This window comes from Candidatus Tachikawaea gelatinosa (assembly GCF_000828815.1).
GTDB classification, from domain to species: domain Bacteria; phylum Pseudomonadota; class Gammaproteobacteria; order Enterobacterales; family Enterobacteriaceae; genus Tachikawaea; species Tachikawaea gelatinosa.
In genome coordinates this window covers 429,811-443,045 of record NZ_AP014521.1, presented here as the reverse complement: position 1 = coordinate 443,045, position 13,235 = coordinate 429,811, and the positions used below count along the sequence as shown (strand labels likewise).

The 13,235-nt window shown below is 24.2% G+C and carries 12 protein-coding genes; 8 read left to right on the top strand and 4 right to left on the bottom strand.

Annotated features, from left to right (window positions below; genetic code table 11):
• Positions 1 to 269: 269 nt before the first annotated feature.
• The gene (pepP, locus tag TGUWTKB_RS02080) at positions 270 to 1,556 is read right to left on the bottom strand and encodes a Xaa-Pro aminopeptidase (protein WP_041063096.1); all 1,287 of its coding nucleotides are present in this window, start codon (positions 1,554 to 1,556) and stop codon (positions 270 to 272) included.
• Between the two features lie 187 nt (positions 1,557 to 1,743).
• On the opposite strand from pepP, the gene grxD reads away from it, so the two are divergent.
• Positions 1,744 to 2,088 carry a Grx4 family monothiol glutaredoxin gene (gene grxD, locus TGUWTKB_RS02075; RefSeq protein ID WP_041063093.1) on the top strand — a complete coding sequence of 115 codons (345 nt, stop codon included), beginning with the start codon at positions 1,744 to 1,746 and terminating at the stop codon, positions 2,086 to 2,088.
• Positions 2,089 to 2,093: 5 nt separating this feature from the next.
• On the opposite strand, the gene rnt is transcribed toward grxD, so the two are convergent.
• The gene (rnt, locus tag TGUWTKB_RS02070; protein WP_041063090.1) at positions 2,094 to 2,765 is read right to left on the bottom strand and encodes a ribonuclease T; all 672 of its coding nucleotides are present in this window, start codon (positions 2,763 to 2,765) and stop codon (positions 2,094 to 2,096) included.
• A 1,575-nt stretch (positions 2,766 to 4,340) separates the two neighbouring features.
• Between rnt and lepA the strand changes: the two genes are divergently transcribed.
• The 6 genes from lepA to acpS all read left to right on the top strand — a co-directional run bounded on the left by lepA (position 4,341) and on the right by acpS (position 9,831).
• The gene (lepA, locus tag TGUWTKB_RS02065) at positions 4,341 to 6,137 is read left to right on the top strand and encodes a translation elongation factor 4 (protein WP_041063087.1); all 1,797 of its coding nucleotides are present in this window, start codon (positions 4,341 to 4,343) and stop codon (positions 6,135 to 6,137) included.
• A 10-nt stretch (positions 6,138 to 6,147) separates the two neighbouring features.
• Positions 6,148 to 7,059, top strand: coding sequence for a signal peptidase I (gene lepB / locus TGUWTKB_RS02060; RefSeq protein ID WP_041063085.1), 912 nt, complete (start codon positions 6,148 to 6,150; stop codon positions 7,057 to 7,059).
• Between the two features lie 77 nt (positions 7,060 to 7,136).
• Positions 7,137 to 7,823, top strand: coding sequence for a ribonuclease III (rnc, locus tag TGUWTKB_RS02055; RefSeq protein ID WP_041063083.1), 687 nt, complete (start codon positions 7,137 to 7,139; stop codon positions 7,821 to 7,823).
• Positions 7,820 to 8,683 (top strand): GTPase Era, encoded by an 864-nt coding sequence (era, locus tag TGUWTKB_RS02050; RefSeq protein WP_052459556.1) that lies wholly within the window; start codon positions 7,820 to 7,822, stop codon positions 8,681 to 8,683. Before rnc ends, era begins: the two co-directional genes overlap by 4 nt.
• Before the next feature lie 33 nt (positions 8,684 to 8,716).
• Positions 8,717 to 9,451, top strand: a complete 735-nt coding sequence (pdxJ, locus tag TGUWTKB_RS02045) for a pyridoxine 5'-phosphate synthase (RefSeq protein WP_041063081.1) — start codon at positions 8,717 to 8,719, stop codon at positions 9,449 to 9,451.
• Positions 9,448 to 9,831, top strand: a complete 384-nt coding sequence (gene acpS / locus TGUWTKB_RS02040) for a holo-ACP synthase (protein WP_041063079.1) — start codon at positions 9,448 to 9,450, stop codon at positions 9,829 to 9,831. Before pdxJ ends, acpS begins: the two co-directional genes overlap by 4 nt.
• 7 nt (positions 9,832 to 9,838) lie before the next feature.
• On the opposite strand, the gene folB is transcribed toward acpS, so the two are convergent.
• Positions 9,839 to 10,177, bottom strand: a complete 339-nt coding sequence (gene folB / locus TGUWTKB_RS02035) for a dihydroneopterin aldolase (protein ID WP_041063077.1) — start codon at positions 10,175 to 10,177, stop codon at positions 9,839 to 9,841.
• Positions 10,178 to 10,472: 295 nt separating this feature from the next.
• Between folB and TGUWTKB_RS02030 the strand changes: the two genes are divergently transcribed.
• Positions 10,473 to 11,186, top strand: coding sequence for a Bax inhibitor-1/YccA family protein (locus TGUWTKB_RS02030; protein ID WP_041063075.1), 714 nt, complete (start codon positions 10,473 to 10,475; stop codon positions 11,184 to 11,186).
• Positions 11,187 to 11,267: 81 nt separating this feature from the next.
• On the opposite strand, the gene rpoD is transcribed toward TGUWTKB_RS02030, so the two are convergent.
• A complete protein-coding gene (gene rpoD / locus TGUWTKB_RS02025; RefSeq protein ID WP_041063073.1) occupies positions 11,268 to 13,097 on the bottom strand; it encodes an RNA polymerase sigma factor RpoD in 1,830 nt (609 codons plus the stop codon).
• Positions 13,098 to 13,235 lie beyond the last annotated feature (138 nt).

Below are 13,235 nucleotides of genomic sequence, written 5' to 3'. Positions count from 1 at the left end.
ATAATAAAACAAACATAAAAAAATTATTCTTAAAAAAAGTAAATAAAAATTGTTTATTTCTTTGAAGAAAAGAGGATATAAATTAAATAATGCAATTTTTTGTAAAATTTTTTAAAAAGATTAATTAAATATAATGTTTTTCTATATTTTTTTAGATGAGTATAAAATATTTTTAAGATATTTTTATAAATATTAAATATCAGTAAAAACTTTAACATATAACTACTTTTTTTGAAATGATTCAATATATAATTTTAAATATAAGTATATTAACACATAATATTCTCAATATTTATTGGATCTTTTAAAAGATCAGACGTAAAGTTTTCATAACCACTTTCGTTAATTAATATTGTATCTTCAATTCTAATACCTATCCCTTGATATTCTTTTGGTACTTTTTTATTAAAATTAATATAAATACCTGGTTCTACCGTTAATACCATACCAGGTTTTAAAATATAGTCTTGTTTATTAAGATTATTACTATAAACATCATGAACATCTAATCCAATAAAATGACTAATATTATGCATATAAAATTCGCGATAATCATGATTTCTTATTAAAGAATTGATGTTACCATTTAAAATTCCTAACTTTATTAATCCAGTAACTATAACCTTAATTACTGCATTATTAATACTTTTGACAGTAACATTTGGACGAAACATTGAAAGTGCTTTATAAAGAGCAGACAAAACTATTTTATAAATAGATAATTGTACAAAATTAAATTTACCATTAGTAGGATAAGTACGCGTAATATCGCTTGCATATCCATAATATTCACATCCTGCGTCTACTAATACTAAATCTCCTGATTTTAATTTATTTTTATTTTCATCATAATGTAAAATGCACGCATTGTTTCCTGAAGCTACAATAGTACTGTATGATTGAAAACGTGCTCCTCTTTTATTAAATTGATAATGAATGATTCCTTCTAAATGATATTCAAAAAGTCCTGGCCGACATTTAATCATAGCTATTTGATGTGCTTTTGTACTAATTTTTGCAGCATGACGTAAAATTTTTATTTCTTCTTTACTTTTAATTACACGCATTTGATGTATCCATGATCTACAATCAAAAATTTTAGTAGGTGTTTTTAATTTGAATTTTTCTATTTTTTTTAACGTATCAAATAATATTTGATCTGCTTGAGAAAATAATCCTGTTGCATGATATATAACATCTAAACCACTTAAAAATTGATATAATGTATCATTAATAAGATTCCATGAAATAACTTGGTTTACTCCAGTTAAATCTAAAGCTGATTGACCTAAACAATTTCCGAAATAAATTTTTTCTAAATAGTTATAATCACGATTAAATAATATACTATAATTTTTATTTTTTATTAAAAGTAATAAAGAATTTGGTTCATTAAATCCAGTTAAATACCAAAAGTCACTGTTTTGGCGAAATGAATAATGTGTGTCATTGCTACGTATCATAGTAGAAGCAGAAAAAATCAAAGCAGCACTATTTCTCTGCATATGATTAAATAAAGTTTTTCTTCTTTTTATAAAAGTTTTTGCTTTAAACATATCGTTTTTATAAACAATTAAATTAGTGAGAAATTTTATACAAAAAATAAATCTTGAATTAACATAATTCTTAGTTTATATATGCTCAAAAAAGTCTTTTTAATGAATTTTAACTATTTATTATGTAAGATGATATAATATCATTAAAATTTAAAAAAAACATTCTTGAAGAGTAGAGAAAAATTTTATGAATCTTATTTTTAAAAAAATTGAATCACAAATTTTAAGTTATCCTGTTTTAATTTATATGAAAGGTTCTCCAAATTCACCAAGTTGTGGATTTTCTGCTCAAGCAATAAAAATATTATCAACTTGCATTAAAAATTTTAAATATATTGATGTATTAAAAAATACAGATATTCGAAAATCATTACCTCACTATGCAAAATGGCCAACTTTTCCTCAGCTGTGGGTTAATGGAAAACTAATTGGAGGATGTGATATAATGTTAGAAATGTTTCGCAAAGGGACATTACAAGAAATAATTAGAAACGCTGTAGAAAAAAAAAATAAAAAAATCAATAAAATTTGATATGATCAGTCACTGACTTTATTACTTTTATTATACGTATCGTTTTTTAATAATGGCCATCCTCCTAATCTTTTCCATTTATTTACTAATACACAAAAAAGATTAGCTGTTTGTTGTGTGTCATACAATGCTGAATGTGCTTTATTATTATCAAAGTTTATTCCAGCTGCTAAACATGCTTTTGAAAGCACTGTTTGCCCAAAAACTAAACCACTTAATGCAGCTGTATCAAAAGTTGAAAAAGGATGAAAAGGATTGTTTTTTATTTCACTACGCTGAGTAGCAGCCATTAAAAACTTATGATCAAATGCTGCATTATGAGCTACTATTATAGCTCGGTTACATTGATTTTTATCAATTTCTTGTTGTACCATTGCAAAAATTTTGTTAAGTGCATCATATTCTTGAATAGCGCTACGAAAAGGATTATATGGATCAATACCAGTAAAAGATAAAGCTTCTGATTGTAAAGACGCTCCTTTAAAAGGTTTTATATGAAAATGTAACATTTTTTTACAGTGTAACCATCCTTCTTCATCCATTTTTAATGTTATAATTCCAATTTCTAATAAAGCATCTGTAGTTTCATTAAATCCCGCTGTTTCAATATCAACAACTACAGGATAAAAACCACGAAATCTTTTATTCATTTTATTTAATTGAATTAACTGAGACATAAAATTCCTATGGGGGGATAAGATTTTTTGAGATTAATTCATTTTTATAAATAAATATTTATTAATATTTTTTTATAAAAATGAATTTTTCATCGAATTGTACTGCATTTTTAATTAATATTAAAGAACTAATTAGATTTGGATATTGAAAGCAAAGATTAAGAAATATGGTTATGATAATTGATAAAAACTATTTTTTACAAAAAATTTTTACAAACTTTTGGATAAACATGTTATTCAAAAATGAAATAAATAAATACATTAATACTTCTTGAGCGTTGATCAACATAATTTAAAAAAAATCATCAAATTTATACTTATAACGTTATTAATTTTTCTTGTAGATATGACAGATTTTGTTTTAATTTATTGTATATAAGCAGTTTTTTTAATTTTTTTAAAAATTTTATTTTACTTTTGTAAAAAGCTACTTTAGTTTTATTAGTTTATAACTATTAGACCTTTAATAACAAGATCAATTTTTAATTTTATTGAATGAAAATAAAGGATAGCTGCTTTTTTAATGTTTATATCTTTCTTTACGATCATTATAATAATAACATAAAAATACAATCATACTTTATTAATGAGAAGTGTTGTAGGGTTGTAATAATTTAATTTAACAGCAATAAGTGTAATCTATTTTATAATTCCAATACTTTACTATTTTTTATAAGATTATATATTAGCAGTAATTTTATTTAAAAAATTATTAGTTATATTTTAATTAATTTTTTAATTGATATTTTATCTTAGATAATTGCTTTTATTATAATTAATATATTGTCTTTTTTGGTTTTGTTTTTGTTTTAAAGATTTCACTGTAATTTAAAATTTTTAAATTAACTATATGAAAAATAAAAATTTTTTTATATTTTTATATCTTTATCTTTAAAAAAAATTTGTTCTTACTTTTTTTAGAAAAATTGTATTAATAGGATCTTTTTTTAAATTATTTAATTATATAAGTAATAGTTAATTATATAGTCTATAATTAGTACTTTTTAAAAAGTGATGTTTTTATCTTTATTTTGTTTACTTAGTTATTTGATTTCATCCAATATTAGCAAAACTATTTATGAATTTAGTCAAAAAAAACTATTAATTCCTTTAAAATTAACGATTTTTTTGAAAAATTGCTAACATTTTTTATAATATTACTAGCAATTTTTTAGGAATTATGATGTTGGTAATATCGCTTTTATCCACATATTATATCGCAAATATTTCTATTAGTATTATTAAATTGCATGCTAGATCACAAAAAAAATCTCTTATCTCTTGGTTGTTATATTGATTCAACATTATTTTTATAAAAAACAGTTCATCTTTTAATAAATACACAAAGAAAATTTTAAATTTAGTATTACTTTATTTTTTACTATTATATTAACTCTTAAATTAAATAAAGAAGAAAACTGTGTTATTAATAAATAGTCAATTTTTAATAAATTGTTCATTACATTGAATGTAGAGTGTAGTAAATAGTTTATTTATAATAATAAATATTTACTATAAAACTACAAAAAAATATATAATTAAATAAAAATTTTTTACTTAAAGAAATGCATGTTTATGAAGTATATAAGAAACTTTTCTATTATTGCACATGTTGACCATGGAAAATCAACGTTATCTGATCGTATTATACAATTATGTAACGGTATAGATAATTCTATAAAAGGTGTTTCACAAATTCTAGATTCTATGGATATTGAAAGAGAAAGAGGTATTACTATAAAAGCACAAAGTGTTACTTTATTTTATAAGTCATTAGATGGCTCTAAATATCAGCTGAATTTAATTGATACTCCTGGTCATGTTGATTTTTCATATGAAGTCTCTCGTTCTTTGTCTGCTTGTGAAGGTGCATTATTAATTGTAGATTCTAGTCAAGGTGTTGAAGCACAAACGTTAGCAAATTGTTATACAGCAATAGAAATGGATTTAGTTGTAATACCGGTTGTAAATAAAATTGATTTGTTATCTTCAGATCCTGAACGTGTAATTAAAGATATTTCTAATATCATAGGAATTGATGTAACAAATACAATTAAATGTTCTGCAAAAACAGGTATTGGTATTCGTGATATTTTAGAAAAAATAGTAAAAAATATTCCTATGCCTTTAGGCGATCCTCATAATCCTTTACAAGCTTTGATTATTGATTCTTGGTTTAATAATTATTCAGGAGTAGTTCTGTTACTTCGAATAAAAAATGGATGCTTAAAACAAGGCGACAAAATAAAAATTATGAGTACAAAAAAAATTTATACTGCAGAAAAATTAGGAATTTTTACACCTAAAAAAATTACTTGTAAACAACTTAGTTGTGGAGAAGTAGGATGGATTATTTGTTCGATAAAAGATATTCATGGAGCACCAGTCGGAGATACAATTACTCATTTAAAAAATCCAGCAAAAACTGCATTGATTGGATTTCAAAAGATAAAACCTCAAGTTTATTCTTCAATTTTTCCTGTTTCTTCTGAAGATTATAAATTATTGCAATGTTCTTTAGAAAAACTTTGTTTAAATGATTCATCACTTTTTTATGAAAAAGAAGTATCAGAAGCATTAGGTTTTGGATTTAGATGTGGATTTTTAGGTTTGTTACATATGGAAATAATTCAAGAAAGATTAGAAAGAGAATATAATTTAAACTTAATTGTTACTAATCCAACAGTAGTATATGAAATAAAAACTTTACAAGAAAAAATTATATATATAGATAATCCATCTAAATTACCATCAATAAATTATATTAAATATTTTAAAGAACCCATTGCTGAATGTTACATGCTTTTTCCAAAAAAGCATTTGGGAAAAATTATTCAATTGTGTATTGAAAGAAGAGGTATTCAAAAAGATATAAAATATTATGATAATCAAGTCGCATTAATTTATAATATTCCAATGGCAGAAATTATTGTTGATTTTTTTGATAAGCTTAAATCTTTTTCGCATGGATATGCTTCTTTAGATTATCAGTTTAAAAATTTTCAAAAAGCAGATCTAATACGTTTAGATATTTTAATCAATTCTATTAAAGTTGATGCTTTATCAATTATTTCTCATCGTTCAAACATGCGATATCGAGCAAAAAAAATTGTTGAAAAAATGAAGAATTTAATTCCACGTCAACAATTTGATATTGTTATCCAAGCAGCAGTACATAAAAATATTATTGCTCGATCTACTATAAAACAATTACGTAAAAATGTATTAGCTAAATGTTACGGTGGAGATGTTACTCGTAAAAAAAAATTATTACAAAAACAAAAAGAAGGAAAAAAACGCATGAAAAAAATAGGTAATGTAGAGATTCCTAAAACGGCTTTCTTAAGTATTTTACATATTAATAAAAATTAAGGAAAAATTTATGATTTATACATTTTCTATTATTTTAACAATTTTAACATTGTTAACAGGTATATTTTGGGGCATAAATTTTGTTAAATCAAAAATTTTTCTTCAACCAGAAAAAAACAGCGGGTTAATTACAATTAAATCAATTGGATCATTTTTTCCAGTTTTAATTACTGTACTTATTATACGTTCATTTTTTTTTGAACCTTTTCAAATACCATCTGGTTCTATGATGCCTACATTGTTAGTGGGAGATTTTATATTTGTTAAAAAATATTTATATGGAATTAAAGATCCAATTTTTAATAAAACAATAATAAAAACCGGACATCCAAAACGAGGAGATATTGTTGTTTTTCAATCTCCCACAGACAAACGAAGTAACTATATAAAACGTGTAATCGGTATACCTGGTGACAAAATAATTTATGACAATGAAAAAAAAGAACTAACTATTTTAAGAAAAAATAGTGCAGATGGTAAATTTTGTCAAATACCTATCAAATATTATGATATAAAAAATGAGAATAATCTCAATCAAAAGAAAAATAATGAAAAATTAAAAGATTTTTATGAATCTCCTCAATTTCAAAATTTAAAAAAATTTTTTGATGTTTCTTTAAAAAAAGAAAAGATAAATAAAAATATTAATCATAATATTTTGTTATTAAATCCACAGACAGATGATTTAAAGAAAATTTATAGTAATCAACAAACAAAAAAAATCACTACTTGGATTGTACCAGATAAACAATATTTTGTAATGGGAGATAATCGTGATGATAGTTTTGACAGTCGTTATTGGGGTTTTGTGCCAGAAAAAAATTTAATTGGCAAAGCTGTTACCATTTGGATGAGTTTTAAAAAACAAGATAAAAAATTTCCAACAGGAATTCGTTTAAATCGTCTTGGACGAATTTATTAAAATAGTAAATAATTACTAATTTTAGTAAACATTTTTTCTATAAAAATGTTCAAAAGTAGGAAAAGAGGTATGTTAACATGAATTCTATTCTGATAAATAGTCTTCAAAAAAAAATTGGATATACTTTTAATCATCAATCATTATTGCTACAAGCACTAACTCATCGTAGTGCTTGTAGTAAGCATAATGAACGTCTTGAGTTCCTTGGTGATTCAATTTTAAATTATGTAATAACCAAAACTTTATATGATAGATTTCCTTACATAAATGAAGGTAATATGAGTCGCATGAGATCATCTTTAGTTTGTGGTAGCACTTTAGCAGAAATAGCACGTGAATTTTCCTTAAGTAAATTTTTACGTCTAGGAATTGGAGAATTAAAAAGTGGGGGATTATATAGAGAATCAATTTTAGCTAATGCTTTTGAAGCTTTAATAGGCAGTATTTTTTTAGATAAAAATGCTGATATTAAAATCATTGAGCAACTTATTTTAATTTGGTATAAAAATCGTTTAGAGACAGTAGTTCCTGGTGATACACAAAAAGATCCAAAAACTAGATTACAAGAATATCTTCAGGGAGAATATCTTCCTTTACCTTCATATTCAGTTGCAGAAATTTCTGGAGAACCTCATGATCAAAAATTTACAATTAATTGTAAAATTAGTAAAATAAATTATCCAATTAACGGTGTTGGTTCTAGTAGAAGAAAAGCAGAACAAAATGCTGCTGAAAAAGTGTTAACAAAGTTAGGTTTAAAATGAATGAAAAATTATGTCAATGTGGTTTCGTTTTAATAGTAGGTCGATCTAATGTTGGTAAGTCTACTTTGTTTAATCGATTAATAGGAAAAAAAATATCTATTACTTCACATAAAATACATACAACTCAAAAACCAGTAATAGGTATTTATAATAAAAATGTATATCAATCAATATATATTGATACACCAGGTTTTTTTAATAAAAAATATATGGACACAAATTTTTTATTAAAAAAAAAAACAGATACTTCATTTAATGAAGTAAACTTAATTCTTTTCATCATTGAAAAAACAATTTGGACTGAAGAAGATGAAAATATGTTTGATACTTTAAATCATACTGATATTCCTACTATTTTAGTAATTAATAAAATTGATAAAATTCATGATAAAACTAAATTATTACCGTTTATTAAATATTTATCTAAAAAAAGTAAAAATGATATTATTCCTGTTTCAGCAAAAAAAAATGATAATATATCCTTATTATTTAATAGAATCTGTAAGTATTTATCTATAAAAAAACGTTTATTTTCTGGAAATAATGTTATTCATCAAACAAAAAAACACTTTATTTCGGAAATTATTCGTGAAAAAATAATGCGTTTTTTAAATAAAGAGTTACCTTATTTAGTTAATATAAAAATAAATTCATTTCTTTTTAAGAATAAACAAGATATTTTTTACATTAACAGTACTATTTGGATTAAAAAAAATAGACAAAAAAAAATCATCATTGGAGAACATGCAAATGTTATAAAATTAATTAGCAAAGCAGCAAGAAAAGATATAGAATTTTTTTTAAAGAAAAAAGTGTATTTAGATCTTTGGGTTCAATCAAAAGAATTTAAAAAAACATAATATTTATTATTGTATATAGACAGGAACGATTTTATGCAAAATTTATTATTAGGAGTCAACATAGACCATGTTGCTACATTAAGAAATGCTAGAAAAACAAGTTATCCTGATCCAATACAAGCTGCATATATTGTAGAACAAGCAGGAGCGGATAGTATAACTTTACATTTACGCGAAGATGAACGTCATATCTCTCAAAGAGATGTTTTTTTATTACGTGATACTATTCAAACAAAAATGAATTTAGAACTTTCTTTAAATGAAAGAATTTTAAATATTGCTTATCAAGTAAAACCTGATTTTTGTTGCTTAGTTCCTGAAAAACGTAATGAACTAACTACTGAAGGTGGATTAAATATTCTTATTCATAAAAAAAGAATTATTAGTGCTATAAAAGAATTTAATAAGTTAAATATTAAAACTTCTCTTTTCATTGAACCAACATTTGAACAAATTGAAGCTGCTGTTAGTGTCGGAGCTTCTATTATTGAGTTACATACAGGTAGTTATGCTCAAAAAATTATACAAAAAAAAGAAATAAAAGAACTAAAAAAACTTCAAGACATGGCAATTTATGCAAAAAAATTAGGATTAGTAGTCAATGCAGGTCATGGTCTGGATTATCATAACGTATGTGCTATTGCAAAAATAAAAGAAATTAATGAGTTAAATATTGGACACTCAATTATTTCACGTGCTATTTTTCATGGATTACATAATGCTGTAAAAGATATGAAATATTTAATGAAAGAAGCAAGAAATACATGACTATTATTGGCATAGGTAGTGATTTAATAGAAATTAATAGAATTGCTTACTTAATTAAAAAATACAATTCTAGATTAGCTAATCGTATTCTTCATGAGAATGAATTAAAAGAATATAAAAATAAGAAAAATAAACTAATATCATTCTTAGCTAAACGTTTTGCAGTAAAAGAAGCTGCATCGAAAGCGTTGGGAACCGGTATAAAAAATAATATTAGTTTTAAGCAATTTGAGTTGTTTCATGATAAACTAGGAAAACCTAAGTTAAATTTTTTTTTAGAAGCAAAAAAACTAGCAAAAAGTCTAGGTGTTAAGTCAATTCATGTTACATTAACTGATGATTCTTTGTACGTTTTTGCTATAGTTATAATTGAAAATTAAAAAAAATTTAAAAAATACCTCGTTTTATACGAATACCGGCGTTTTTTGCTTGAATTATTGCATTTGGTTTTCTAACTTTTATACATACTCCTAAAATTTTAAAAGACTGCATTAATAATGCAGCTATTTCTTCTGCAAAACTTTCTATTAAAGAAAATTTTTTATTAGCAATATAAATTAAAATTTTTGAAACAATATGTGAATAATTAATATATTTTCTATCTAATTCGTTTTTACGCCACGAAATTTTAATATCTAATATAAGTTTTTGTTGAATTTTTTTTTCCCATGCATATATACCAATTTTAGCAAACACAACAAGTTCTTCAATAAATATTATATCCATTTTTATCTTTAATATGTTAAAAAGTTATAAAAAATTAATGTTTATCTTATTTATATGAACACAATCCTAAAGATTGTGTTACAAATTTATTATAAAATAAGTGTACTAAAATATATAATCTTATTTAAGATATTCTTCACTAGAATTTTATTTCATTTATTATCATAAATAAAGTAACTACGCAAGTATTACTATGTATTCAATAATTTTTTTATATTTAATATTGAGAATAAAAATTATATATTATTGATATAAAATTAATTGTTTAAAATTTTATTGAACAAGGAAAAATTACATGAACTTCAAACAAATAATAAAAGATTCTATAATAGAACAAAATACTTCTTCAAACTTAAAAGTTTATTTAAATCAAGTATATGGATGGATGACTTGTGGTTTATTGCTTACTGCTTTTGTATCATTTTATTTAGCAAAGTATTCGTCCTTTTTACAAATTGTTTACACTCATCCTTATATTATAATTTCACTTGTTATTGTTCAACTGATTACTTTTATTATATTATCTAGCTTTATTACGAAATTAAATAGTACATTGCTTACTGCTGGGTTTATGTTTTATTCTTTCATTACTGGAGTTACTATTACTAGTATTTTTTCTGCTTATCACTACTATGATATTGCTAATGCTTTCTTTATTACTGCTAGTATGTTTGGTGTAACGAGTATTTATGGATATACAACAAAAAGTAATCTTGGACGATTTAGCAATACATTAATTATGGCTCTAACAGGAATAATTATAGCTTCAATTACTAACATCTTTTTAAAAAATTCAATATTATATTTAATTATTAATTATGTAAGTGTTGTTGTTTTTATAGTATTAATTGCTTATGATACTCAACTCTTGAAAAAAATTAGCGAAGAAGTTGATTTTCAGGATCCTAGTAGCATACGTCGTTACTCTATTTATGGAGCATTAAGATTATATCTTGATTTTATAAATCTATTTTTAACAGTATTAAAAATAACTGGAGACCGTAAATAAAGCAAAATAATAATAAGAAAAGACTAAAAAATAAAACCTCTTTTTCAAAAAAAAAGCGAGGTTTTATTTTTTAGTTAAAAATTAATCATCCAAAAAACTTCTAAGTAACTCTGATCGACTTGGATGTCGAAGTTTTCTTAAAGCCTTTGCTTCTATTTGTCGAATTCTCTCTCTTGTAACATCAAACTGTTTTCCAACTTCTTCTAAAGTATGATCGGTGCTCATATCAATTCCAAAACGCATTCGTAAAACTTTTGCTTCCCTTGCTGTTAATCCTGATAGAATGTCATGTGTTGCAGATTTTAAATTTTCAGAAGTAGCTGAATCTAAAGGTAAATCAAGTGTTGTATCTTCAATAAAGTCACCTAAATGTGAATCTTCATCCTCACCAACTGGTGTTTCCATAGATATTGGTTCTTTTGCAATTTTTAAAACTCGACGAATTTTTTCTTCTGGCATTAGCATTTTTTCTGCTAATTCTTCAGGAGTTGGTTCTCTTCCTATTTCTTGCAAAATTTGTCGAGAAATACGATTTAGTTTATTAATTGTTTCAATCATATGTACAGGAATACGTATAGTTCTTGCTTGATCAGCAATTGATCTTGTAATTGCTTGTCTAATCCACCATGTTGCATATGTAGAAAATTTATATCCACGTCGATACTCAAATTTATCTACTGCTTTCATTAAACCAATATTACCTTCCTGAATTAAATCTAAAAACTGTAGTCCTCTATTTGTATATTTTTTAGCAATAGATATAACCAAACGTAAATTAGCTTCTACCATTTCTTTTTTTGCTCTTTTAGCTTTGGCTTCACCAATAGACATTCTTCGATTTATATCTCTAACTTGATTAATAGTTAAACCAGTTTCTTTTTCAATTTGAATTAATTTTTCTAAGCAAAAATGCATATCTTTTTTTACTTCATATAGTTTTTTTGACCAAGATTCATTCATTTCTAGTGCACTTTTAAACCAACTTAAGTTTGTTTCATTACCTGTAAATGAATTAATAAAAATTTTTTTTGGCATTTTACTTTTTTCAATGCATAATTTCATTATAATACGTTCTTGAAAACGTACTCTATCCATCATTTTACGCATATTATTTACTAAATAATCAAATTGTTTTGGAATTAATCTGAATTGCTTAAAAATATTAGATAAATCTTGAATAGCTGATAAAGCATCAACGTGATTACGTCCCTTTTTTTTAATACAATCACATGCAATTTCATAATAATTACGTAATTCAAGAAACTTTTCTCTTGCTAATTCTGGATCAATAGAATTATCTTCTTCATCGTTTTCATCTGAATTTTCATTAATATTATCTTCTTCAGAAATCTCTGTAATGATTTTTCCGTTTATAGAATTTAAATTTTGAGGAATATTAGAATCAACGAAACCAATAATTAAATCAGATAATTTTGATTCTCCTAATTGCACTTTTTCATATTGATTCAATAAATAGGTAATTGCTTCAGGATATTCAGCAACGGAACATTGAACTTGATTAATACCATCTTCAATTCTTTTTGCAATATCTATTTCTCCTTCACGAGTTAATAATTCTACAGTACCCATTTCTCTCATATACATGCGTACAGGATCTGTTGTTCGTCCAATTTCTGATTCAACACTAGACAATACTTGAGCCGCTACTTCAGCTGCATCTTCATCAGAAGTTTCTGTGTTATTTTCGTTTAACATTAAATCATCAGAATTAGGTGCATCTTCTAAAACCTGAATTCCCATATCATTAATCATTTGAACAATGTCTGAAATTTGATCAGAGTGTACAATATCATCAGGAAGATGATCATTAACTTCTGCATAAGTCAAATAACCTTGTTCTTTTCCACGAGAAACAAGCATTTTAAATTTTGATTGCGGGTTTTGTTCCATAAGAAATAATCCCACATTTCTGTTAATTAGTTTAAATTGTATATTTATTCATAAAATTGTAATGTCTTTTAAAATAAATAGTGGTGATTTTTTAGTAATTTTTTAAATTTATTTTTTAAAATATGCTTTTTTAGAACT